Raw genomic sequence first — 22,261 nt, forward strand, 5'->3', positions numbered from 1 at the left:
GGCCCACCCCGCTGCGACTAGGGCGCAAGCGCCCAAGTCTCGCTGCCCCTCCCGCCTGCGGGAGGGGAAATTAGTTCCATCCCTCAACGGCAGCTCCCGCCCGAACCCGGTCACAACAGATCGCGTGCTTTCCGCCTATTTCTTCACCGCCCCGTCGGCGCTCCAGATGCCCGCACCGCGCGCCGCGATGAACAGGAACAGGAAGCAATAGAGGACGATCGTCTCGCCGCCATTGGCGATCGGGAAGGGGCTCTGGGTGCCGTGCGCGACCCAATAGCCGACCGCTGACATGCCGCTCGCGAGGAACGCCGCGGGACGGGTCATCACGCCGATCACGATCATCGTCCCCGCGACCAGCTCGATCGCACCCGCCGCCATCAGCATCGGATTCAGCGGCATCGGGAAGGGGACGGGGAAGTTCAGGAATTTCTGCACCCCGTGCGCCAAGAAAAGCAGGCCCGCGACGATGCGCAGCAGCGCATAGGCCTGTTCGGTATAGCCATCGAGAAATTTCATGCGCGGTCCCCTCGCTTGGTGGATGATGCGGCGATGCTAGGCCAGCTCGCCGGTCCGGCAAAGCGCCATTGTCGAAACCCTTTGTTTCCCGATGCGCGCCGCAAAAAGATCGGGCTTCGCGAAATTTTTTCGCCCCGCATGTCACAGCCGCCGATCCTGTCTCGTCAAGCCTGCACAACCCAAGCAAAGGAGAATGACGATGACCAAGGTAACCGACCCCTACGCCGCCGCCCCGACGTTGATGAAGCAGTGGACCGCCGTCTCGATGGCCGTGCAGAACAGCCTCGAAGCGAGCCTGATCGAGCTCGTCAAGATTCGCGCGTCGATCCTCAACGGCTGCGCCAACTGCATCAACATGCACACGACGGAAGCGCGCGCGAAGGGCGAGACCGAGCAGCGCATCTACCTGCTCGCCGCCTGGCACGAAGCCCCCTGCTACACCGATCGCGAACGCGCCGCGCTCGCGTGGACCGACGCCTTGACGACGCTATCGCAAGGCCACACACAGAAGGCCGCCAAAGACGCGCTCGAAACGCATTTCACGCCGGAGGAGCAGGTGAATTTGACGCTGATGATCAACGTGATCAACGGCTGGAACCGCATCGCGGTCGGTTTCGACCTCTGGTACGAGATGCCCGCGGCGAAGGCCGCCTGATGACCCCCGAGGGCATCCCCGGCACCGCGGACAATGCGGACGCGGCGGTCAGTTTCGACCCGTTGCGTCCGCTGCTCACCCGCGTCGCCTATCGCATGCTCGGCTCGGTCTCCGATGCCGAGGATGTGGTGCAGGATGCCTTCCTCCGCTGGCTCGCGACCGACCGCAGCGCGGTCCGCGAGCCCGCGGCCTTCCTGCGTCGCACCGTGACGCGGCTCTGCCTCGACCAGATCAAGTCGGCGCGCCACCAGCGTGAGACCTATGTCGGCCCCTGGCTCCCCGACCCGCTGGTCGAGGAAGAGGAAGACGACGACGTCACGCTGCCGCTGATGCTCGCGCTCGAACGGCTCTCGCCCTTGGAACGCGCGGCTTTCCTGCTCCACGACGTCTTCGGCGTCGAGTTCGACGAGGTCGCCAAGACGATCGACCGCGATCCCGCCGCGACGCGCCAGCTCGCTGCACGCGCGCGCACCCACGTCCGCCAGGCGCGCCCGCGCTACAAGCTCGAGAAGGACAAGGGGCTCGAAATCGCCAATGCCTTCTTCGCCGCTTCGCGGAGCGGCGACATGGGCGCGCTCGGGGCGTTGCTCGCCGCCGATGTCGGTATGTGGGCCGACGGCGGCGGCAAGCGCCCCGCCGCGATGGGTCCGATCCTCGGCCACGACATCGTGCTGAAGCTCCACCGCAGCCTCGCGGTGCTGTTCGGCAAATATGGCTCGACCCTCGTCCACACGGGTACGATCAACGGCCTGCCGGGCTTCGTCACCCGCGAGGCCGACGGCGAGTTCCAGACCACCGCGCTCGAGATCGAGGACGGCAAGGTCACCGCCATTTACGTGATGCGCAACCCCGACAAGCTGAAGCACATGCACTAGGCCGCGACGCGGAGCGCTCCCGCCCAGACGAAGAGTGCCGCGGCGGCTAAGCAGGCGGCGGTGCGCACCGAGTTCCACAAGGTCCATTCGCTCAGATAACGCGTCCATAGCGCGCCGGCTTCGGGCGTTCCGGTCGCCGCGGCGGCGAGCGCGTTGTTCAGCGGCACGTTGAGGACCATCGTCACCCCGTCGCAGCCGAGCACATAGAGCAGCGCCGCGGCGAGGATCAGCCTGGCATCGAGCGCCGCGAGCGAGCCCAGCGACAGCGCGGCCACGGCCAGGCAGAGCAGCCCGGTTCCGAACAGCGCGGTCATGAAAGCGGGATTGATCACCGTCACATTGATCGAATTCATCGCGGCGGCACCCTCGGCGGGCGGCAGGCGCCCGAGCCCCGCCATGATGAAGTTCGAAAAGCCGAAGAACACGCCGCCGACCAGCGCGGCGCCGAAGGCGGCGGCAAAGCTCAATCCGGTGATCAGATTATCGGGCATCGTCATCCTCCAAACCATCGCTTGCCGTCAGGCGGTAAGCGGCGCGATACAGGTCCATCGATCCGCTCGCGCCGCGCTGGGCCGAAAAGGTCAACCGGCCGGACGCCGACCAGTCGAGCATCGGGCCATAGCTGTCGCCGACCGGATCGTTCACCGCCAGCGGCAATATCATTCCCTTGTCGTAACGGCCATTGCGCTCGGCGGCGACATGGAGGTCTATCCGATCCGCCTTCATGCTCGGCGCGCGCGCGAAAACGACCGTCCGCCCGTCGGAGAGGAAGGTCCCGTCGAATTCGTCCGCAGCGCTGTTGATCGCGCCGGCCAGCGGCGCTGCGGCGGCGAAGCGCCCGGCCTCTGCCTTGGCGGTATAGAGATCATGCCCTCCGGCCCCGCCCGGCCGATCGCTCGAAAAGAGCAACTGGCTGCCATCGGGCGACAGCATCGGGGCATATTCGGCACCCGCGCTGTTGACCGCCGGCCCCAGATTTTCCGGGGTCCCGAAGCCCGCCCCGGTCACGGCGACCCGATAGAGATCGTCCTTGCCGATCCCGCCCGGCCGGTCGGAGCAGAAAAAGACGAAGCGCCCGTCGGCGGAGAAGGCGGGGTCGAAATCGCGGCCCGGCGAATTGAACGAGACCGGCGCGGCGGGGCCCCAACCCGCCGTCGTCCGGCGCGTCATCCAGATGTCGTAACCGCCCGCGCCGCCGGGGCGGTCGCGGCTGAACCACAAGGCGGTGTTGCCGTCGGGGCTGATCGTCAGGCGGATTTCGCTATGGTCGGTCGAGGCGATTCCCGGCGCGAAAAGCTCGGCTTCGCCGGCGATTTCGATCGCCGACACCGGCGCGGCGGCGGCCAGCGCGGTGATTGCAAGCGCGCCGATCACCTCAGGCGGTCCGCTCGAAATCGCTGATCCAGTTGGTCTCCCAGCTCAGTCCGCCGTCGGCCGAAAAGGCCTGCTCCCACCGCGCCGAGGCCGGCGTGATCCGCGACCAGAGCACGCGCGTCCGGATCGGCCGCCCCTCGAAACTATCGTCGCCGATGAAGGTGCCGATCCCGTCCTTGAAACCGCCGCGCACCGGCGGCGCGATCGCCTGCGGGTTGCGGCCGTCGAGCCACCAGCTCAGCCACTCGCCCGTGGCCGGGTCGAGCGTGCGGATGCCGACGCCGCGGAACGGCGCGCCGGGAAAGTTCATGACATTGTCCCCGGCGTTGCCGCGGCCGCCCAGCACCGGCCAGTTGACCAGCGTGCCGTCGAAGTCGATCCATGCGTCGCTTCCCGCCAGTCGCTGCTTGAGCCGCCGGTGCCGTACCTTCCACGCCCCGACGAGAAAGTCGAAGTCGCGGCCGTTCGGCACCGGTGCGCTATCGTGCAGCAGTGGCAGGGGCGTCGGCGCGGCGGCCGTGCGCGTGAAATAGTTGCGCCAGTTGATCTCCCATGTCGCGCCGCCGTCGGTCGACAGGCCTTGGTCCCAGTTCGGACGCGGGCCGTGGACGTCGTGCCAGCGAAACCGCACGTCGACGTCGCGACCCTTGAACCTGTCCTTGCCGGTGAAGACACCCGCGTCGCCGTCGAAGCCCCCCACCACGGGCGGATCGATGACCGTCGGGTCGCGCCCGTCGACCCACCAGATCGACCAGGCTCCGGCCGCCGGGTCGAAGGCGCGGATGCCGAAGCCGCGATATTCGCCGCCGGGCAGGTCGAGGATATTGTCGTCGATCGTCCCCAGCCCGCCGAGCGTCGTCCAGCAGGCGCTCTTGCCGCCGAATTCCGCCCAGTCGTCGCTGCCCGCCAGCCGTTCCTTCAATCGCTGGTGCCGGACGTCCCAATTGCCGACGAGCCATTGCCAATCACGGGCATGCGCGGCGGAGCCGTCGGCGATTTGCGCCCAGGCGGGCCTGCCTAGCGCCATCGCCCCGCCCCCCATGACCATCATCTCGAGCAGGCGGCGCCGGTTCGGCAAGGGGAGGAAAGGGGGCACGGATCTCTCGCTTCGGTCAAAGAAGGGAAGGGGCGCTCGGTCTGCCGAACCGCGCGCGGATTGACGACGCGAAGATTGGGCCTAGAGGCTAAGCCATATTTATGGTCAGCCGCGACAAACTTCCTCCGCTTGCCTCGATCCGCGCCTTCGAAGCGGCGGCGCGACTGGAGAGCTTCGCCAGGGCGGCGCAGGAACTCGGAACCACCGCGGCATCGGTCAGCTATCATGTCCGGCAACTCGAGCAGCAGACCGGGCTGCGCCTGTTCGTCCGCCATCCGCACCGCGTGGAACTTACCATGGCCGGCGTCGCGGTCGCGTCGGAGGCGACCGCCGCCTTCGCCGCCTTGCGCGCGAGCTTCGTCAAGGCGCGTGACCGCGACGAGGCGCGGCTGTCGCTCACCGCCTTGCCTACGTTGGGAACCAGCTGGCTCACGCCGCGGCTGGGGCTGTTCCGCGCCCGGCATCCCGATATCGCGATCGAGCTCGAGCTGTCGGCCGAGCCGCAGCCGCTCGGCGACGGGCGCTTCGACGCCGCAATCCGCCATGGCCTCGGCGACTGGCGCGGGCTGCGCAGCGTGCGGCTGTTCCCCGTCCTGTTCACCCCGCTGTGCGCGCCGGGGCTGAAGGGCGCCGTCGGCGACCTCGAGGATCCCTCGCGTCCGCTCGGCGTGCCGCTGCTCGGACGCCCCGACTGGTGGGCTTCGTGGTACCGCGCGCTCGGCGTCGCGGCGGGACCGCCGCCCGGGCGCTTCGGCACCAGCCTCGCCGCCGAACATCTCGACATCGCCGCCGCCGTCGCCGGGCACGGGATCGCGATCGGTTCGCCGATCCTGTTCCGCGACGAAATCGCGGCGGGGCGCCTCGTCCCCGCGCATGATCTGGTCGCCGGCGACGGCCGCGCCTTCTGGTTCGTCTATCCCGTCGTGCGGTTGCAGAGTCCGAAGATCGCGCGTTTCCGCGACTGGTTGTGCGATGAGGCCGCTGCAGCCACCGCTCCCATGCGCAACCTTATCGACCATGCGGTCATTCTCGAACCATGAAACGGGCCAAATATTGCTGTTCTCCTCCGCAGCACCGCGATAACGCGGCGGCAATGACCATCGCTGCGACAGGCACGCCATGCTGAGCGTCGAAACCTTTGAAGCCACGCCCTGGCCCGATTCGCTCGACTGGGGAGCGCGCGCCGCCGAAGCGGTCGCCGCCACGCTCGCGCTCACGCCTTTCGCCAGCCTTGCCGACGCCGCGCCGCTGGTCGAGGTCGCGGTGCGGCTGACCGACGATGCCGAAGTGCAGACGCTCAACCGCGACTTTCGCGGCAAGGACAAGCCGACCAATGTGCTGTCCTTCCCGCAGGTCCAGCACGACCTGCTCGAAGGCCTGACCAACGGCGACGACGGCGAAATCCTGCTCGGCGACATCGTGCTGGCGCGCGAAACCTGCGCCCGCGAGGCGGAGGAGAAGGGGATTTCGCTCGCCGATCATGCGACGCATCTGATCGTCCATGGCGCGCTCCACCTCGTCGGTTACGACCATATGGACGACGCGTCGGCGCACGCGATGGAAGCGCTCGAAGTGAAAGCGCTTGCATCGCTGGGCCTCGCCAATCCATATGCCGAGCTCGATTAACAGGGAAACGCATCACATCATGCCCGACGACCAGGGATCTTCGACCCGATCGGAAGAGGACAGTAGATCCGGCCTGTGGGCCGGACTCCGGACATTGATCTTCGGCGGCGACAAGGAACCGTCGCTGCGCGAGCAGATCGAAGAGGTCATCGACGAGGCCGAGGAAGAGGGCCAGGACCGGCGGGGAAGCAGCGTCGTCGGCGACCTTTCCCCGATCGAGCGCAAGATGCTGCGCAACCTTCTTCACTTCGGCGAACAGACCGTCGATGACGTCGCGGTGCCGCGCGGCGAGATCATCGCGATCGACGAGAGCGCAAGCTTCGACGAAGTCGTCGCGCAATTTGCCGAGGCGGGGCACAGCCGCCTGCCGGTCTATCGCGAGAGCCTCGACGAGGTCGTCGGCATGATCCACGTCAAGGACGTCTTCGCGGTGCTCGCCGAAAAGCGCAGCCCCCCGCCGCTGATCGACCTCATTCGCCAGCCGCTCTATGTCCCGCAGTCGATGGGCGTGCTCGACCTGCTCGCCGACATGCGCGCGCAGCGCACGCACCTCGCGATCGTCATCGACGAATATTCGGGCACCGAGGGCCTCGTAACGATCGAGGATCTGGTCGAGGAAATCGTCGGCGAGATCGAGGACGAGCATGACGACGAACCCACCGCGCTTTTCGCGCGCGGCGCCGACGGCTGCTGGGACGCCGATGCCCGCGCCGAGCTCGACGATATCGGCGAGGCGATCGACGAACGGCTCGGCGAGGTCGAGGAGGATGTCGATACGCTGGGCGGCCTCGCCGCGGTGCTCGCGGGCCACGTCCCCGAAGTCGGCGAAATCCTGGCGCACCCCAGCGGCTGGCGCATCGAGGTGACCGAGGCCGACGAGCGCCGCGTCCACCGCCTGCGGCTGCATCCACCGGTTGTCGTCGAGATGGAAGCGCCGTCGGAGACCGGCGACTAGGTCCTCACCCTAATCCGGCTTCACATTGACGACATTGTAACGCAGCGCCTCTTCGATCGTCAGGCAGCGCCGGGTCGATTTGTCGTCCGCGGTCGCGACGGCCTTCTGCCGGTACATGATGTCGGAGAGCAGGTCGCGCGACACGTCGAGGCGGATCAGCAGGTCATTGTCCTCGGTCGCCATCAGCGCCGCCTCGCGCTCGACGTCGCTGATCAATTCGGTGGTCGATTCGGCCCCGAGCGCGACGCTCGACTGGATCGCATTCTGGTCGCCGGTCATCGTGAACATATGCACCATGAAATGGCCGCCCGGATCGATCGTCCGCGCGCGGCCGCCCATGAAGACGAAATTGCACGCGCTGAAACAGGTCCAGCCCGACGGGATGCGCGTCACCATCTGGCGGTCCTTGCCATATTTGCGGATCAGCAACCCCGCGGCATTGCCCGCGCGCGCGTCGCCGCCCGGCGAGCGGATCCAGATTTCGCTGATCGCCGGATTGTCCGCCAGCACCTTCTCGAGCCGCGCCGGAAGCTCGCTGTCGACGCGCCCCTCGGCCAGCAGCACGGTCTCGCCGCTGCGCTGGAACGGCGTCAGCACCATCGTCTTGTAATCGGACCAGTTGGGATTGGCCGGGCAGGTCGGATTGTCCGGGTCCATTCCCGGCGGCGTCGCGGCGGTGCAGGCCAGCATCGCGGCGAGGCAGGCAAATGATCTGATCCAGCGGCGCATGCGGCCATCCCCGACTGCGGCGGTCCCGGCCCGCCGATCGCGCGATTTTAGGCGAGGCGCGGCGCCAAGACAATGTGTGACCCTCGTCATTGGCCGAACTTGCGGCGCCTGTCATTCGGGCCTAGCCTTTTGAAAGGGGGAATCGAACATGCGGGCCGCGCTGCGACAGATATCGGCGTATGCCGCGATCGGCGCGCTGTTGCTTGCCGGCGGTGCGGCGGCGAGCGCTACGCAGGGCGAGGACGGCAAGGCCTATGCGCCGCCCCCGGTCGCCGAGCCCCCGCTGCCCGCTTTCCCGGCTCGTCCGCAGCTCGACACCGCAAGCTATCCCGATTGCCGCGAAGCCTGGCGCAAGATCGACGCGCCCTTCGACAAGGCCGCGGCGATCAACCGCTGCACCATCGCGATCGACGCCTATTACAATGGCAAGATGCTGCCCTATCGCGAGGCGATGATCCGCTATCAGGACGCGCTGTCGTCGCTCTATTCGGCCAAGGTCGGCGGCAATATGCGCTATTCGGCGGCGACGCAGGACCGCTTCTACAAAGCGGTCATGGCGGAACATGCGGCCTCCGATCCCGAGGGCGCGAACCTCGCGCCCTATCGCGCGATGGAGGCGCAATATCAGACCGACCGCGCCTATCTAGCCGACCGCTTCTGCTTCAACACCGGCTGCAACGGCTATCCCGTGCCGGTGCAGGCGGCAGTGGCGGCCGCTCCCGAACCCGCCGTGGAAAAGGGCAAGAAGGGCGACGCCGACAAACAGGCCGACGCGGGTAAATCCGTGCCGAAGAAATGCAAGAAGGCGCGCAAGCGCGGCGGCGTGATCGGCGGGCTTATCGGCAGCGTCGCGGGCAGCGCGGCGGGGCTCGACGGTGTCGGCACCGTGCTCGCGGGCGCCTTCGGCGCGGTGCTGGTCGGCGAGATCGCGTGCCAGCTCGACGAAAAGGAGCAAAAGGTCGCCGCCGAGGCTACCATTGCGGTGACGAAGAAGGAGGAGGTCGGCGCGACCGCCAAATGGACCAGCCCGACGCGCGAGGGCGTCTCGGGCTCGTCGACGATCACCGCGCTCAACACCGAACCCAATGGCAGCAAATGCCTGTCGATTACGGACATCGCGATCGTCGAGGGCGAGGAAACGCGCGTGTCGAAGCGCATGTGCCGCAAGAAACCGGGCGAGCCGTACAGCATCATGGCCTGACGCCGGGCGTTGCCTTTGCGCTGCGACGGGGTTAGCGGAGGCCGGATGGACGTTTCAGGCCTCCGCATCGCGCTGTTCAGCGGCAATTACAACATGACCGTCGACGGCGCCAACAAGGCGCTCAACCGGCTCGTGGGCTATCTGCTCAGCAAGGGCGCGGCGGTGCGCGTCTATTCGCCGACCGTCGCCAACCCCGATTTCGAGCCGACCGGCGACCTCGTCAGCGTGCCGTCGATGCCGATCCCGAACCGGCCGGAATATCGTATCCCGCTCAACTTCTCGAGCCGGGTGCGCGAGGACCTCACCGCCTTCGCGCCCAATATCATGCACATCTCCAGCCCCGACCGCGTCTCGCGCCAGGCAGCGGCGTGGGCGCGGCGGCGCAAGCTGCCCGTCGCCTGTTCGGTGCACACGCGCTTCGAAACCTATTTCCGCTATTACAACCTCTCCTTCGTCGAGCCGATCATCGTCGCCTGGCTGCGCAAGCTCTATCGCAAGTGCGACGCGCTGATCGCGCCGTCCGAGAGCTTCGCGCAGGTGCTCCGCGAGCAGCGGATGAACTACGACATCGGCATCTGGACGCGCGGGGTCGAGCGCGAGGTGTTCAACCCCTCTCGCCGCGACATGAGCTGGCGGCGGAGCTGGGGCATCGCCGACGATATGCCCGTCGTCGCCTTCCTCGGGCGGCTGGTGATGGAAAAGGGGCTCGACGTCTTCGCCGACGCGATCGACCAACTCCAGCGGCGCAAGGTCGAGCATGAGGTGGTGGTGATCGGCGAGGGGCCCGCGGGCGACTGGTTCGAATCGCGCCTGCCCGACGCCAAATTCGTCGGCTTCCAGGGCGGCGAGGACCTCGCGCGCGCGCTCGCCTCGTGCGACGTCTTCTTCAACCCCTCGGTGACCGAGACCTTCGGCAATGTGACGCTCGAGGCCATGGCATGCGGGCTCCCCGTCGTGGCGGCGCGCGCGACCGGCAGCGCCAGCATCGTCAAGGACAAGGTCACCGGCTATCTCGTCGCGCCGGGGTCGATCACCGGCTTCGCCGATCATCTCCAGCGCTATTGCCAGGACGATATGCTGCGCGGATCGCACGGCGCCGCGGCGCTCGCCGAGAGCCACAATTATGAGTGGGACGCGATCAACCAGGCGGTCGCCGACACCTATATCCGGCTCATCCGGCAGAAGCAGCGGCGGGGATAGGGCGTGGCCGGCGACCTGTTCGGCGACGACGAGGCCCCCGCATCGACGGGCGCGCCCGCGGCCGGCGCGCCGCTCGCCGAGCGCCTCCGCCCCAAGACCCTCTCCGAAGTCGTCGGGCAGGAGCATCTGACCGGCGCCGACGGGGCGATCGGGCGCATGGTCGCCGCGGGCCAGCTGTCGTCGATGATCCTCTGGGGCCCGCCGGGCACGGGCAAGACGACGATCGCGCGGCTGCTGGCGGAGGCGGTAGGCATGCGCTTCGCGCCGCTTTCGGCGGTCTTTTCGGGCGTCGCCGACCTCAAGAAAGCCTTCGCCGATGCCGAGAAGATGGCGGCGGCGGGCAGGCGCACGCTGCTCTTCGTCGATGAGATTCATCGCTTCAATCGCGCGCAGCAGGACGGTTTCCTGCCCTATGTCGAGCGTGGCACCGTCGTGCTCGTCGGCGCGACGACCGAGAATCCCAGCTTCGCGCTCAACGCCGCCTTGCTCAGCCGCGCGCAGGTGCTCGTCCTCCGTCGGCTCGACGAGAAGGCGATGGCGACCCTGCTCGATCGCGCCGAGGCCGAGGTCGGGAAACCCTTGCCGCTGACCGACGCCGCGCGCGAGGCGCTCACCGCGAGTGCCGACGGCGACGGGCGTTTCCTGCTCAACCAGGTCGAGACTTTGTTCGCGGCGGGCATCGCCGAACCGCTCGACCCCGCGGCGCTCGCGCAGCTGCTCCATCGCCGTATGCCGGTCTACGACAAGGATCGCGACGGCCACTACAACCTCATCTCGGCGCTGCACAAGGCGCTGCGCGGCTCGGATCCGCAGGCCGCCCTCTACTATATGGCGCGCATGCTCGTCGCGGGCGAGGAGCCGCTCTATGTGCTGCGCCGCCTCGTGCGCTTCGCGAGCGAGGACGTCGGGCTCGCCGATCCGCAGGCGCTGGTGCAATGCCTCGCCGCCAAGGACGCCTACCAGTTCCTCGGCTCTCCCGAGGGCGAACTCGCGATCGTGCAGGCGTGCCTCTATCTCGCGACCGCGCCCAAATCGAACGCCGCCTATGCCGCGCAGAAAGCGAGCTTCGCCTCGGCGCGCGAGACCGGCAGCCTCGCCCCGCCCGCGAACATCCTCAACGCCCCGACCAAGCTGATGAAGGAATTGGGCTACGGCGCGGGTTATGAATATGACCATGACGCCGAGGGCGGCTTTTCGGGCGCCGATTACTGGCCCGAGGAAATGGGCCCGCAGACCTATTACCGCCCGACCGACCGCGGCTTCGAAAAACGCATCGCCGAACGCATCGCCTGGTGGGACGAGCAGCGCAAGGCGCGGGGTTAGGGCGGTATTGGGGTGGGAAGCGGACGTTCCCCAAACCGTCGCCCGTAACCGGCCCCCCCCAAAAAAAACGCTTTCCTAATAAATCCCGCCATGGTCTACCCTGCCGGATGACGCCCATGCCCATCCGCAGCGCCATGCGCCGACCGCTAACCCTTTGTTCGCACGCGCGTTGGGGCGTCAACTTAGTCAACTTCCGCGCGGTATCCGACCGCCGTCTCCGCTCCTTCCCGGGCCGGTCGAACGCGCACCGCCCATGCTTGCCTCCGCCGCCGCTTCGCCCTAGCCATGCTCCACGGGGTCGCTCCACGTCCGGGAACCAAGCATGTCACTGACCCTCGCACTCGCCGCTATCGCGACCCCCGTCATCTCCTGCCCCAGCGGCAGCATCGAAAGCGAATGCAGCCGCGCCGACGTCGCCCGGAAGATCGCGCTCGCCCCCGACCGGATCGCGAAGATCGCCGACGCCTGCCTCTATGATTTCGGGGGCCGCTGCGGGGTCGAGGCGAGCGGGCGGATCGAGGTGCCCGAACGCGGCGGCACCCTCTTGTGGCAAAAGGCCTCGCTGGCGCCGCGCGACGGGCCGGGGGCGTGGATGGTCGTCATCGTCGCGCGCGATGCCGCGGGCAAGGCGGTGCTCGCCGGTTTCGCCGAAAGCTCGGGATCGATCGGGACGCCCGATCTCGTCGCCAGCGACGGGACGCGCAGCCTCGTTCATGTGACCGGAACGCTCGCCGGCAGCGGCGCGGGCAATGCGGACGCGCTGTTCGTCGGCGAGGGCGACAAGGCCGTTTGGCGGCAGGTCGACCTCGAAGGCTGGTACGACGAAGGAAGCGCGATGCTGCCCAAAGGCTATTGGCTGCGCGGCCCCGCCGACTTCATCTTTTCGGAGATGTTCGCGGTCGTCCCGGTCGCGCGCGACGGCGACGGCAATTGCTGCCCGCGCGGCGGGCAGGCGCTGTTCGACTTCTCGATCCTCGGCGACCGGCTGGTCGTCGACAGCATGCGCTTCCAGCCCATGCAGCCGGTCGGCGAGGAGGTCGAGCAGGTCGCCGTGCGCGCCAAGCCACCCAGGCAGTGAGCGGGCAGGGCGGCATGGCACCGAAATTCGATAGCTGGGACGATGTTGTCGCCTTCGCCTGCGCGCTCCCCGATGTCGAGATGCTGTCCTTTTACGGCACCCCCTGCCCCAAGCTCAACGGCAAGCCGCTGGCTTCGCCGGGCCGTGAGGCGGGCGGCTTTGCGGTGATGTGCAAACCCGACGAGAAGGAAATCCTGCTTGAAACCGACCCCGACACCTTCTGGCAGACCCCGCATTACGAGGGCTGGCACGCGCTGCTCGTCCGCTTCGGTTCGGATGATCCCGAGCGCGTCGCGAACGTCCTCCGCCGCGCCTGGTGGGACCGCGCCAAAAAGCCGCAGCGTCAGGCTTTCGGCGAGCGGCCCTGAGATTCTGCGCCGCCTGATCCTCGGCACCGCGCTCGCCGCGGTCGCGCTGCCAGCGAAGGCCGCCGACGCCAATGCCGGGCTGAACCGCGCCTGGGCTGCGGGCTACCGCGCCGCCTTCACCTGCTCGTCCTTGTGGAACGGCGCGGGCAAGCCCGTGGAAGCCATCGAGCGCGACGAACTCACCGGCATCTATCCCGAGATCGAGGCTGACGTCCGCGCGCTAAAGGCGGAGGTCGACGACGAGGCGAAGCGCGTGACGGTGCGCTACCGCGACGACATGCCGCCGCGTATCGCCGAATGGGACAGCCGCGAGGGCTGCGTCACGCTGCCGATCGGCGCTGCGCCGCGGCGGCAGGGCGACCATCGCCCCGCGCGGCCGAACCTCGACGACAAGTCCTGGCCGGTCGGGGACAGGGGCGCCGTGGCGACGACGAAGGGCATATCGCCCTTTGCGGCGCCGCTCACCGACCTCACCAAATTTGGTGGCCGCACCAGCGCGCTGCTGGTGGTGAAGGACGGACGCATCGCGCTCGAACGCTACGAGCTCGGCCATAATATCCACACCGCGCAGCGCACCTTCTCGGTCGCCAAGTCGATGGCGGCGACGCTGATCGGCAGTGCCGTGCTCGACGGCGACATCGACGTCACCCAGCCCGCGATGATCGCCGACTGGCAGGCGCCCGGCGACCCGCGCGCCGCGATCACCACCGAACAGCTCCTGCGCATGGCGAGCGGCCTCACCAGCGACACCGCGGGAAACCGCAGCGACGCCATCTATATGGGCGGCGCGTCGGTGCGCCAGTGGACGGTGCAATGGCCGCTGCTCAACCCGCCGAACACGGTCTATCGATACGCCAACAACGATACCTTGCTCGCGGTGCAGTCGCTGAAGGCAGCGCGGCAGAAGGCGTTCGACGCGCGCAATGCGAAGTCGGCGATGATCCGCCGCGGCCCCGCGCTCGATCCCGCCGCCTTCTTCGACGGGCTGGGCATGACGCGGACCTTCGCCGAGCATGACGCCGACGGCGACTATATCCTGTCGAGCCAGGTCTGGACCACCGCACGCGATCTCGCGCGGCTCGGACTGCTCTATCAGAACGACGGGATGTGGCAGGGCAGGCGGCGGCTCCCCGAAAATTGGCGGAGCTTCGTCACCACGCCGAGCGGACCGCAGCCCGCCGGCGCCTTCGGCTATGGCGCTGGCTTCTGGCTGCTGAACAAATCGGAGGGCGTTCCCGCCGACGCCTTCGGTGCCTTCGGCAATCGCGGCCAATATGTCGTCGTCATCCCCTCGCGCCAGCTGGTGATCGTGCGCCAGGGCTATGACGACGACAAGAACCGCCTCGACATTGCGAAGCTGGTCGCGGCGGTTGTCGCCGCCGACAAGCGCTAGCCCGGATAGCGCTCGAACGCGGGCAGGTCGGCCAGATTGTCCATCCAGCGAATCCGCTCGGCGGTCTGGATCTGGACCTGCGCGGGGATGAGGTCGGGGTCGTCGAGCGTCGCCGTCTGGACGTCGATCTGCCCCGGGAACACCGCGTCGCTGGTGTAGAAAAGTCCGGTGCCGCAATCGCCGCAGAAATGGCGGCGGCCATGCTCCGACGAGGCGTAGATCTTGGGCGTGCCCGTCACTTCGAGCTCGTCCTGCCCGACGAGCGCCCAGCCGACGATCGGAGCACCGGCGTGGCGGCGGCAGTCGGAGCAGTTGCAGAGGGCATGGTGGACGACCGCGGTCGGCATCGAATAGCGGATCGCGCCGCAATGGCATTGGCCGGTGGCGCGGGTGGGGGCGTCGCTCATATCTCTCTCTCCTCGGGAAGTGGATGGGGAACATAACATAAACATGGCGTCGCGGTAAATCCCGATCGTCAACGAGAATCGCAAGGATTGCAGGCGCTTTAACCCGATATTTACTTTGTCTGGTCACAAATCTGACGCATCCAGCCAAGGGGGGCAGCTTTGAAGAAAACATTCTCCGACATGGTCTTCGCCATGGTCGCATTCCTCGCGTTCAGCTTTGCGGCCACCACGCCCGCTTACGCCTATCTCGACGGCGCGACGGTCAGCATGGCGCTGCAGGCGCTGACCGGCGCGGTGGCCAGCGTGCTGCTGTTCGGCAAGCTCTACTGGGCGAAGGTCAAGAGCGTCTTCAAGCGCCAGCAGGACTGAGCTTCATGAAATTCGACGCCGGATCATTCCGCGACCCGTCGGGCCGCGTGCTTCGTCACGACAATCGCGTGCTGCGCGCGGTCTTCGAGGCGGGCGCCGCGCAATATGCGGCGGCTAGGGACAGCGGCGTGCTCGACGCGATGATCGCCGAGGGCTGGCTGCTGCCCGCCGAAGCGCTCGGCGGCGAGGGGCTGGGCGATCTGGCGCCGGGGGCGGTCCACTGGCTCGAGCATCCGGTGCTCGACTTCGTCTCCTACCCCTATGAATGGTGCTTCTCGGCGCTGAAGGCCGCGGCGCTCCATCATCTGGACTTCCAGCTCGCCTTGCTCGGCAAGGGCTTCACCCTGTCCGACGCGACCGCGTACAACGTCCAGTTCCGCGGCACGAAGCCGGTGTTCATCGACCATCTGTCGATCATCCCCTATGAAGAGGGATCGGTCTGGGCCGGCCAGCGCCAGTTCGGCATGCAGTTCCTGAACCCGCTGTACCTCTGGGCCAAGAAGGGTATCGCGCCGCACGCCTGGTATCGCGGCTCGCTCGAAGGCATCGAGCCCGAGGAACTGGTCAAGTTGCTCGGGCTGCGCGACCGCCTGTCCTTCACCGTGATCGCGCATATCGTCGGCCCGGCCGCCTTCGCGCGCCGTCGCGTCGCCGACGGACTGGAGGCCAAGACGTCGCGCCCGGCGCATCTGCCCAAGAAGCGGCTGGTCGCGATCCTGACCAGCCTGCGCGACTATATCGCCGGGCTGTCGCTGGCCGGCGAGAAGACCGTCTGGGACGATTATGCGACCAACAACAGCTATGACGAGGCGCGGCGCGATGCGAAGCACCGCTTCGTCGCCGAGGCGGTGGGGCCGGTCGCGCCGCGCCTGCTCTTCGATATCGGCTGCAACAGCGGCGAGTTCAGTCGCACCTCTCTCGAGGCCGGGGCGCGGAGCGTCGTCGGCTTCGATTTCGATTTCGGCGCGCTCGAACGCGCCTTCGCTTCCTTCGACAAGGCGAAGGCGCCGGTGCTGCCCCTGTGGCTCGACGCCACCAACCCCAGCCCGTCGCAGGGCTGGGCCGGCGGCGAACGCAAGAGCCTGCAGGACCGGGCGAGCGCCGATATGGTGCTCGCGCTGGCGGTGATCCACCATCTCGCGATCGCCAAGAATATTCCGCTCGACATGGCGGTCGACTGGCTGATGGGGCTGGCGCCCGCCGGCGTGATCGAGTTCCCGTCGAAGTCCGATCCGATGGTGCAGCAATTGCTGCGCGGCCGCGTCGATATCTTCCCCGCCTATACCGAGGAAGCGTTCCTAGCGCATGTCGGTGCGCGCGGGCGTATCGTCCGGCAGGACCGCCTGGGCGAAGGAGGGCGCCTGATCGTCGCGTACGACAGGCGCGGCTGACGCCAATGGACGGGCTGACCATCCGGGCGGCGCGCTATCCGGTTGCCGGCATCGCGGTGACGCTGATCGCGCTGATCGCCTTCTGGAGCGGCAACCAGCTGCGGCTGGGCTTCGAAAGCGTCTGGCCCACCATCATCGGCGCGGTCGTCGTTGCGGGCGCGGTGACCGCGCTATTCCGGCTATTCTGCGGCGACTGGGCCCGCGCGGGGATCGCGGCGGGCATGGCCGCGCTCTATTTTTTCTATGTGCCGCGGCTGCTGGCGCTGTTGCCGGTATCGTTCGCGGTCGCGGCGATGCTGCATGTCGCGGCGATCGGGCTGCTCGTGCTGCTCTATCGCGCACTGCCGTCGGAGCCGGTCAAGTTCCGCGACGTCGCCGGGCGGCTCAACCTGCTCTGCGCGCTGTTGCTCGTCATCAACGCCGGGTCGCTGGGTGCGCGGCAGTGGCGACTAGAACCGGCGCGCTCCGCGGTGGCGGAGAGCCTCGGCGATCTGCACGGCGAGGCCTCGGCGAACAGCCCTGACGTCTGGCATATCCTCTTCGATCGCTATGCGGCGACCGACACGCTGAAATCGCGCTACGGTTTCGACAACCAGCCCTTCGTCGATGCGCTGCGCCAGCGCGGCTTCGTCGTGCACGATAGCGCCTACTCCAATTATCAGCGGACGAGCCATTCGGTTGCCTCGACGATGAACGGATCTTTGCTCGATCCGATGGCAGCGGCAATGACGGGCGAGCAGGGCGATTGGGTGCCGATCTATCGCGCGGCGCGCGACGGGGCGGCGATCCGGCGCTTCAACGCGATGGGCTATAGCACCGTCTTTGCAGGGAGCTGGTGGGAGCCGACGCGCTTCAGTTCAACCGCCGATCGATCGATGACGGTGCGCGCGGTGCCGCAGCTGACGCGCCTGATCATCGACCAGTCGGCGGCGGGATTCTGGCTCGGCGGGCTCGCCATTCCCTATCTCGACGGGCGCGGCGACCAGTGCCACCGCGCGAACGAGAAGTTCCGCCGGTTGCGCGATCTGGCGCAGGACGATGCGCCCAAGCATGTCTTCGCGCATTTCCTGGTGCCGCATCCGCCTTTCGTGCTCAATGCCGACGGCAGCTGCCGCGACATCGCGGTCGCGCGCAAGGCGTCGCGCACCGAAAACTATCTCGAGCAGGTGCGCTTTGCCAATGCGCAGACGCTCGAACTGATTGACGCGATCCTCGCGGGGCCACGGCCCGCGGTGATCGTGCTGCATAGCGACGAGGGGCCCTGGCCCGCTCCTTACGTCGGCGACGAGCATGGCCTCGGCACCGATCCGGTGCCGGTGCCCTGGGCCAAGCTCAGCGGCGACCAGCTGCGCGAGAAGATGGGCATATTGCTCGCGGTGCGCGATCCGTCGGGGCGTCCGCCCGCGACGATGCCGGCGTCGCCGGTGCAGATCTATCCAGCGATCCTGCGCGACCATTTCGGATCGCGGCAGCCGATGCCGGCGTCGCGCCACTATATGTTCGAGAGCGACGCTGCGCTGTATCGCTTCGAGGAGGTCGGCGCGCGGCTGGCCGCGCGATAAAGCCGTCGCGGAAGCCATATTATTCGTCCGTTAACCCTGTTGTGACAGGGAGGGGATGCGGGCGGGCAAGGCACGGAATGCCCCGCGCATGGACCAATCTTTCCGTTTCTGGTGGTGATCAATGCGGCTGAGCCTGCGCAACTTTCCCCCGGAGATCGTCATTGCCGGCGGCACGCTGGCGATCATGTTCCTCTTTTCGCTGCTCTTCGGGCTGCCGGTCGTCGCGCCCTCGGGCGATCGCGCCGCCTTCGTCGGCGTCCACTATATCTATCCGCTGATCGGCGTCGCGCTGCTGGGCGTCGCAACCCTCATCGCGGGCAAGCGCGAGATCGCGACCAGCTTCCTGATCGCCTTGCCCTGCTACGTCGTCATCCTGTTCGCGCACTTCAACCTGAAGCTGTGGATCCCGCACATCAATCCGGTGATGTACGACGACGTCTATTGGGCGAGCGACGAGTTCCTGCGGCCGGTGGTCGATTTCTGCATCTATATGCGAAACCATGTCTTCGGTTTCGTCGCGCATGATTCCAATTTCTACATGATCTCGTTCATCGCGCTGTTCTACACCAGCTTCCTCTATCATGCGGTCAAGACGCCGGCGCAGTTCCGGACGCTGGTCGTGGCGGTGCTGCTGTTGCAGGCCTCGGGTGCGCTGGCCTATCTGATCGCGCCGGCACTGGGCCCCTTCATCTACGAACGCGGGGTCGATCCGGTCATCACCGGCGGCCAGCTCAGCATGCTCGAATTCTACCGCAATTCGATCGCCAACGGCCCCGCGTGGCTCGCGGCGCACGGCGGCGTCAATTTCACCGTCGGGCTCGCGGCGATGCCGTCGCTGCACGCAGCGGGCGCCTTCCTCTTCTTCCTCTTCGCTTGGAAGCACGGGAAGATCCTGCTGCCGCTCTACAGCGTCATCCTCGTCTTCATCCTGGTAACCTCGATCGCGAGCCGCTGGCACTATGTCGTCGACGCGCCCGCCGGGCTGGCGCTGGCCTGGGCCTGCGTCTGGGCGGCCGAGCGGATCATGGGCAAGGCGAAGGCTCCGGCCGCCCTGCCGCCCGCCGAAAATCCGGTGCCCGCGGCCGCCTGACGGGCGTCAATCGCCGAGGTCGACCTGATGCGCCTTGGCCCAATCCTCATATTGGGCGCGGGGATTGGCCGAGGGCTGCGCGAGGATTGCCGGGATGTCGCGGCGTAGCGCGGCGAGGTCGAGCGAGCGGATCATCGCCTTCACCGGCCCGACGCCCGCGGGAGTGATCGACAGCCGTTCGATGCCGATGCCGAGCAGCGCCATCGCTTCCAGCGGGCGCCCGCCCATTTCGCCGCAGACGCCCAGTGTTACCTTCGATCCAGCAACGGTCTTCACCACGCGCGACAGGAAGCGCATCACGGTCGGCGACAGCCAGTCGTAGCGCTCGGCGAGCCGCGGATGCGCGCGGTCGGCGGCGAAGAGGAACTGCGTCAAGTCGTTGGTGCCGATCGACAGGAAGTCGAGATGCGGCAGCATCAGGTCGAGCGTTTCGGCGAGGCCGGGCACCTCGAGCATCGCGCCGTAACGGATCGCCGCGGGCAATTTCTTGTTGTGGCTCGCGAGCCAAGCGCGCTGGCGGACGAAGATGTCGCGCGCCGCCTCATATTCCCAAGGCTCGGACACCATCGGGAACATGACGTTGAGCGTTCGCCCCGCCGCCGCCTCGATCAGCGCGCGCGCCTGGACCTTGAGCAGTCCTTCGCGTTCGAGCGCGAGGCGCAGCGCGCGCCAACCCATCGCCGGATTTTCCTCCAGCGCGGTGTCGGTGTTCATATAGGGCAGTGCCTTGTCGCCGCCGATGTCGACCGTGCGGAAGATCACCGGCCGGTCGCCCGCGGCGTCGAGCACGTCGCGATAGAGGCGCTGCTGGCGGTCGCGCGCGGGCAGGGTGGCCGACACGAGGAACTGGAATTCGGTGCGGAACAGCCCGATGCCCCGCGCGCCGGTCAGGTCGAGCGCGGCGATATCCTCGCGCAGCCCGGCGTTGATCATCAGCTCGATCGGCACGCCGTCCTTGGTCACCGCGGGCAGGTCGCGCAGCGACGCGAGACTGGCGCGGCGCTTCTGCGAGATCTCGAGCTTGGCGTCGAATGCGTCCTGTACGGCCTGCGTCGGGCGGACGTTGAGCGTGCCCGCGCCGGTGTCGAGCAGCAGCAGGTCGCCCTCGCGGATCACCGTGCGCACGTCGCGGACGCGGCCGAGCACGGGCACCCCCATCGCGCGCGCGACGATGATGACGTGCGCGGTCAGCGAGCCTTCCTCGAGCACGACGCCCTTCAGCCGGCGCTTGTCATATTCGAGCAGCTCGGCGGGGCCGAGGTTGCGCGCGATCAGGATCGAGTCCTGCCTGAGGCCCATCTGCGCCGCGGTCCCCATCTGCCCCGACACGATGCGCAGCAGCCGGTTCGAGAGATCCTCGAGGTCGTGCATGCGGTCGCGCAGCAGCGGGTCGTCGATCTGGCGCATGCGCATGCGCGTACGCTGCTGGACGCGCTCGATCGCCGCCTCGGCGGTGAGGCCGCTGTCGATCGCTTCGTTGATCCGGCGCGACCAGCCCTCGTCATAAGCGAACATCTTGTAGGTCTCGATGACCTCGTCATGCTCGCCGCCGACGCCGAATTCGGCCTGGCTCGCCATGCGGTCGATCTGCTCGCGCATCTTGTCGAAGGCGGCGTAGACGCGGTGGCGCTCGGCCTCGATATCCTCGGCGACCGTATGTTCGATGGTGATGCGCGGCTGGTGATAGACCGCGACGCCCGCGCCCATGCCGTCGACGAGCTTCTGCCCCGTCAGCCGCTGCGCCGACTGGTCGGCGGCGGCGGCGTCGGTGCGCGCGGCGGTGTCGACGAGGTCGGCGTTGGCGATCAGTTCGGACAGCACCATCGCGACGGTCTGCAGCGTCTCGATCTCGATATCGTCGTAGCGGCGCGGCTCGGCGTGCTGGACGCAGAGCACGCCCACCGCGCGCTCGCGGCGGATGATCGGGACCCCGGCGAAGCTGTGGAACAATTCCTCGCCCGTTTCGGGGCGATAGGAGAAGTCGGGGTGCGCCGCCGCCTCGTCGAGGTTCAGCGTCTCGATTTGTTCGGCGATCGTGCCGACGAGGCCCTCGCCCGTCGCGAGGCGGGTGACGTGCACCGCCTCCTGCTTGAGCCCGCGCGTCGCGAACAGCTCGAGCGCGCCCTCGCGCAAGAGGTAGATCGAGCAGACCTCGCTATCGAGGCATTCGCCGATGATCCCGACGACCTGGTTGAGCTTGCCCTGCGCGTGGGTGCGCGCGGCCATCACCTCGTGCAGCCGCGTCAGGATCGTGCGCGCAGACTGGGCGGCGGTCGAGGGCGGGAGCGGGGCGTTGGTCATGTCCCGCCACTGCTAACAGATGCCGCGCCCCCCCGCCAAGGGGAGCGTGCAATATTTCCTATTGTTGTCAGCCCGCCGGGGTAGGCGAGGGCGTCGTCGTCGGGGCGGCGGGGCCATAGACGGTCGGCGTCGCCGGGGGGACATAGAGCGGCGCCGGGGCGCTCATGATCGGCGGCGGCGGGGCATATTTGGCATCCCATGCCGCTGCCTCGACCTGATAGCGGGCATAGGCCTCGTAGAAATCGAGGAAGGGCTGGTCGAGCCGGGAGAGATGGCCCGGCGCCTGCACCACGACATCCTTGGCGGGGGTGGTCGACACGAGCTGCGCGACTTCGTTGGCGCGTGCGCAAAAATCGCGCTGCGCCGGCGGCTGCGCGAAATAGTTGAACAACTGGGTCGAGAGCTTGTCGCGCTCCTTGATGCCGTTGGTCTTGTTCTCCTTGCCGAGCTGCGTGATCACGCTCTTCTCGGTCGCCTTGATCGCCTTGCCGTGGTTCTTGATGATCGCATTATAGGCCGAGACGAGCGTCGCTTCCTCGAGCCCGCGGCAGCCGATCGCGGCGACGTTGAGCGCGATCTTCATCTGCCAGAAGGCGCGGTCGCCGGTGATGTCGGTGTTCGCGGTGTAGAAGCGCCCGTCGAGCCCGCGGCCCGGGAGGATCTGCGTCGCCGCAGCATTGCCCGGCGGCAGCGGCCGCGGCGGCACGATGATCACGACCGGCGGCGGCGCAGATCCTCCCGGGCCGCGGGCT

At 67.7% G+C, this 22,261-nt stretch carries 23 protein-coding genes; 15 read left to right on the plus strand and 8 right to left on the minus strand.

Annotation, left to right across the window (positions count from 1 at the left end):
* Positions 1 to 135 precede the first annotated feature (135 nt).
* Positions 136 to 516 (minus strand): DoxX family protein, encoded by a 381-nt coding sequence (locus ATE62_RS21240; protein WP_058809505.1) that lies wholly within the window; start codon positions 514 to 516, stop codon positions 136 to 138.
* 199 nt (positions 517 to 715) lie between these two features.
* Here ATE62_RS21240 and ATE62_RS21245 point away from each other — a divergent pair, with 199 nt between their 5' ends.
* Positions 716 to 1,171 (plus strand): carboxymuconolactone decarboxylase family protein, encoded by a 456-nt coding sequence (locus ATE62_RS21245; protein WP_058809506.1) that lies wholly within the window; start codon positions 716 to 718, stop codon positions 1,169 to 1,171.
* Positions 1,171 to 2,046, plus strand: coding sequence for a sigma-70 family RNA polymerase sigma factor (locus ATE62_RS21250; RefSeq protein WP_058809507.1), 876 nt, complete (start codon positions 1,171 to 1,173; stop codon positions 2,044 to 2,046). The genes ATE62_RS21245 and ATE62_RS21250 overlap by 1 nt, the downstream gene beginning before the upstream one ends.
* Here ATE62_RS21250 and ATE62_RS21255 read toward each other — a convergent pair.
* Genes ATE62_RS21255 through ATE62_RS23755 form a run of 3 tightly spaced genes read right to left on the minus strand, consistent with a single transcriptional unit; the run spans position 2,043 to position 4,516 of the window.
* Positions 2,043 to 2,537, minus strand: a complete 495-nt coding sequence (locus ATE62_RS21255) for an anthrone oxygenase family protein (protein ID WP_058809524.1) — start codon at positions 2,535 to 2,537, stop codon at positions 2,043 to 2,045. The two genes, ATE62_RS21250 and ATE62_RS21255, sit on opposite strands and share 4 nt — an antisense overlap.
* Entirely contained in the window at positions 2,527 to 3,420 is an 894-nt protein-coding gene (locus tag ATE62_RS21260; protein WP_058809508.1) for a TolB family protein, read from the minus strand. The genes ATE62_RS21255 and ATE62_RS21260 overlap by 11 nt, the downstream gene beginning before the upstream one ends.
* A gap of 1 nt (position 3,421) precedes the next feature.
* Positions 3,422 to 4,516, minus strand: a complete 1,095-nt coding sequence (locus tag ATE62_RS23755) for a hypothetical protein (RefSeq protein ID WP_197411731.1) — start codon at positions 4,514 to 4,516, stop codon at positions 3,422 to 3,424.
* A gap of 101 nt (positions 4,517 to 4,617) precedes the next feature.
* On the opposite strand from ATE62_RS23755, the gene ATE62_RS21275 reads away from it, so the two are divergent.
* From ATE62_RS21275 to ATE62_RS21285, 3 genes are all read left to right on the plus strand, one after another.
* Positions 4,618 to 5,556: a LysR substrate-binding domain-containing protein gene (locus ATE62_RS21275; protein WP_058809509.1), complete on the plus strand. Its 939-nt coding sequence runs from the start codon at positions 4,618 to 4,620 to the stop codon at positions 5,554 to 5,556.
* A 79-nt stretch (positions 5,557 to 5,635) separates the two neighbouring features.
* Positions 5,636 to 6,142: an rRNA maturation RNase YbeY gene (ybeY, locus tag ATE62_RS21280; protein ID WP_058809510.1), complete on the plus strand. Its 507-nt coding sequence runs from the start codon at positions 5,636 to 5,638 to the stop codon at positions 6,140 to 6,142.
* 19 nt (positions 6,143 to 6,161) lie between these two features.
* Positions 6,162 to 7,097, plus strand: coding sequence for a hemolysin family protein (locus ATE62_RS21285; RefSeq protein ID WP_058809511.1), 936 nt, complete (start codon positions 6,162 to 6,164; stop codon positions 7,095 to 7,097).
* A gap of 9 nt (positions 7,098 to 7,106) precedes the next feature.
* Here ATE62_RS21285 and ATE62_RS21290 read toward each other — a convergent pair whose 3' ends face one another.
* On the minus strand, positions 7,107 to 7,826 hold the full coding sequence (locus ATE62_RS21290; protein ID WP_231736363.1) for a hypothetical protein: 720 nt from the start codon (positions 7,824 to 7,826) through the stop codon (positions 7,107 to 7,109).
* A gap of 148 nt (positions 7,827 to 7,974) precedes the next feature.
* On the opposite strand from ATE62_RS21290, the gene ATE62_RS21295 reads away from it, so the two are divergent.
* The 6 genes from ATE62_RS21295 to ATE62_RS21320 all read left to right on the plus strand — a co-directional run bounded on the left by ATE62_RS21295 (position 7,975) and on the right by ATE62_RS21320 (position 14,389).
* Complete coding sequence (locus ATE62_RS21295; protein ID WP_058809513.1) at positions 7,975 to 9,027, plus strand: hypothetical protein; 1,053 nt, start codon at positions 7,975 to 7,977, stop codon at positions 9,025 to 9,027.
* 45 nt (positions 9,028 to 9,072) lie between these two features.
* Positions 9,073 to 10,227 (plus strand): glycosyltransferase family 4 protein, encoded by a 1,155-nt coding sequence (locus tag ATE62_RS21300; RefSeq protein WP_058809514.1) that lies wholly within the window; start codon positions 9,073 to 9,075, stop codon positions 10,225 to 10,227.
* 3 nt (positions 10,228 to 10,230) lie between these two features.
* The gene (locus ATE62_RS21305) at positions 10,231 to 11,550 is read left to right on the plus strand and encodes a replication-associated recombination protein A (RefSeq protein ID WP_197411732.1); all 1,320 of its coding nucleotides are present in this window, start codon (positions 10,231 to 10,233) and stop codon (positions 11,548 to 11,550) included.
* 322 nt (positions 11,551 to 11,872) lie between these two features.
* The gene (locus ATE62_RS21310; RefSeq protein WP_058809515.1) at positions 11,873 to 12,628 is read left to right on the plus strand and encodes a hypothetical protein; all 756 of its coding nucleotides are present in this window, start codon (positions 11,873 to 11,875) and stop codon (positions 12,626 to 12,628) included.
* A 14-nt stretch (positions 12,629 to 12,642) separates the two neighbouring features.
* Positions 12,643 to 12,996, plus strand: a complete 354-nt coding sequence (locus tag ATE62_RS21315; RefSeq protein ID WP_058809516.1) for an MmcQ/YjbR family DNA-binding protein — start codon at positions 12,643 to 12,645, stop codon at positions 12,994 to 12,996.
* Positions 12,905 to 14,389: a serine hydrolase domain-containing protein gene (locus ATE62_RS21320; protein ID WP_082662956.1), complete on the plus strand. Its 1,485-nt coding sequence runs from the start codon at positions 12,905 to 12,907 to the stop codon at positions 14,387 to 14,389. The genes ATE62_RS21315 and ATE62_RS21320 overlap by 92 nt, the downstream gene beginning before the upstream one ends.
* Here ATE62_RS21320 and ATE62_RS21325 read toward each other — a convergent pair.
* Complete coding sequence (locus ATE62_RS21325) at positions 14,386 to 14,796, minus strand: GFA family protein (protein WP_058809517.1); 411 nt, start codon at positions 14,794 to 14,796, stop codon at positions 14,386 to 14,388. The genes ATE62_RS21320 and ATE62_RS21325 overlap by 4 nt on opposite strands.
* Positions 14,797 to 14,955: 159 nt before the next feature.
* On the opposite strand from ATE62_RS21325, the gene ATE62_RS21330 reads away from it, so the two are divergent.
* The 4 genes from ATE62_RS21330 (at position 14,956) to ATE62_RS21345 (ending at position 19,208) form a co-directional block, all read left to right on the plus strand.
* Positions 14,956 to 15,165 carry a hypothetical protein gene (locus tag ATE62_RS21330; protein ID WP_156420625.1) on the plus strand — a complete coding sequence of 70 codons (210 nt, stop codon included), beginning with the start codon at positions 14,956 to 14,958 and terminating at the stop codon, positions 15,163 to 15,165.
* A 5-nt stretch (positions 15,166 to 15,170) separates the two neighbouring features.
* Positions 15,171 to 16,556, plus strand: a complete 1,386-nt coding sequence (locus ATE62_RS21335) for a class I SAM-dependent methyltransferase (RefSeq protein ID WP_058809519.1) — start codon at positions 15,171 to 15,173, stop codon at positions 16,554 to 16,556.
* Positions 16,557 to 16,561: 5 nt separating this feature from the next.
* Positions 16,562 to 18,118, plus strand: a complete 1,557-nt coding sequence (locus ATE62_RS21340; RefSeq protein WP_058809520.1) for a sulfatase-like hydrolase/transferase — start codon at positions 16,562 to 16,564, stop codon at positions 18,116 to 18,118.
* 121 nt (positions 18,119 to 18,239) lie between these two features.
* On the plus strand, positions 18,240 to 19,208 hold the full coding sequence (locus ATE62_RS21345) for a phosphatase PAP2 family protein (protein WP_058809521.1): 969 nt from the start codon (positions 18,240 to 18,242) through the stop codon (positions 19,206 to 19,208).
* 6 nt (positions 19,209 to 19,214) lie between these two features.
* On the opposite strand, the gene ptsP is transcribed toward ATE62_RS21345, so the two are convergent.
* Together ptsP and ATE62_RS23760 are read right to left on the minus strand one after the other, a co-directional pair.
* Entirely contained in the window at positions 19,215 to 21,509 is a 2,295-nt protein-coding gene (ptsP, locus tag ATE62_RS21350; RefSeq protein WP_058809522.1) for a phosphoenolpyruvate--protein phosphotransferase, read from the minus strand.
* Positions 21,510 to 21,576: 67 nt separating this feature from the next.
* A partial coding sequence (locus tag ATE62_RS23760) for a hypothetical protein (protein WP_058818605.1) occupies positions 21,577 to 22,261 on the minus strand: 685 nt, incomplete at its 5' end.

Source organism: Sphingopyxis sp. HIX (assembly GCF_001468285.1).
Lineage (GTDB): Bacteria > Pseudomonadota > Alphaproteobacteria > Sphingomonadales > Sphingomonadaceae > Sphingopyxis.

Excerpts from the sequence above, each read along its gene's own strand:
- ATE62_RS21320 (WP_082662956.1), top strand. The coding sequence starts at position 12,905 with ATGATCCCGAGCGCGTCGCGAACGTCCTCCGCCGCGCCTGGTGGGACC.
- ATE62_RS21275 (WP_058809509.1), top strand. The coding sequence starts at position 4,618 with ATGGTCAGCCGCGACAAACTTCCTCCGCTTGCCTCGATCCGCGCCTTC.
- ATE62_RS21255 (WP_058809524.1), bottom strand. The coding sequence starts at position 2,537 with ATGCCCGATAATCTGATCACCGGATTGAGCTTTGCCGCCGCCTTCGGC.
- ATE62_RS21310 (WP_058809515.1), top strand. The coding sequence starts at position 11,873 with ATGTCACTGACCCTCGCACTCGCCGCTATCGCGACCCCCGTCATCTCC.
- ATE62_RS21335 (WP_058809519.1), top strand. The coding sequence starts at position 15,171 with ATGAAATTCGACGCCGGATCATTCCGCGACCCGTCGGGCCGCGTGCTT.
- ATE62_RS21295 (WP_058809513.1), top strand. The coding sequence starts at position 7,975 with ATGCGGGCCGCGCTGCGACAGATATCGGCGTATGCCGCGATCGGCGCG.
- ATE62_RS21345 (WP_058809521.1), top strand. The coding sequence starts at position 18,240 with ATGCGGCTGAGCCTGCGCAACTTTCCCCCGGAGATCGTCATTGCCGGC.
- ATE62_RS21245 (WP_058809506.1), top strand. The coding sequence starts at position 716 with ATGACCAAGGTAACCGACCCCTACGCCGCCGCCCCGACGTTGATGAAG.
- ybeY (WP_058809510.1), top strand. The coding sequence starts at position 5,636 with ATGCTGAGCGTCGAAACCTTTGAAGCCACGCCCTGGCCCGATTCGCTC.
- ATE62_RS21340 (WP_058809520.1), top strand. The coding sequence starts at position 16,562 with ATGGACGGGCTGACCATCCGGGCGGCGCGCTATCCGGTTGCCGGCATC.
- ATE62_RS21315 (WP_058809516.1), top strand. The coding sequence starts at position 12,643 with ATGGCACCGAAATTCGATAGCTGGGACGATGTTGTCGCCTTCGCCTGC.
- ATE62_RS21240 (WP_058809505.1), bottom strand. The coding sequence starts at position 516 with ATGAAATTTCTCGATGGCTATACCGAACAGGCCTATGCGCTGCTGCGC.
- ATE62_RS21250 (WP_058809507.1), top strand. The coding sequence starts at position 1,171 with ATGACCCCCGAGGGCATCCCCGGCACCGCGGACAATGCGGACGCGGCG.
- ATE62_RS21325 (WP_058809517.1), bottom strand. The coding sequence starts at position 14,796 with ATGAGCGACGCCCCCACCCGCGCCACCGGCCAATGCCATTGCGGCGCG.
- ptsP (WP_058809522.1), bottom strand. The coding sequence starts at position 21,509 with ATGACCAACGCCCCGCTCCCGCCCTCGACCGCCGCCCAGTCTGCGCGC.
- ATE62_RS21290 (WP_231736363.1), bottom strand. The coding sequence starts at position 7,826 with ATGCGCCGCTGGATCAGATCATTTGCCTGCCTCGCCGCGATGCTGGCC.
- ATE62_RS21300 (WP_058809514.1), top strand. The coding sequence starts at position 9,073 with ATGGACGTTTCAGGCCTCCGCATCGCGCTGTTCAGCGGCAATTACAAC.
- ATE62_RS21285 (WP_058809511.1), top strand. The coding sequence starts at position 6,162 with ATGCCCGACGACCAGGGATCTTCGACCCGATCGGAAGAGGACAGTAGA.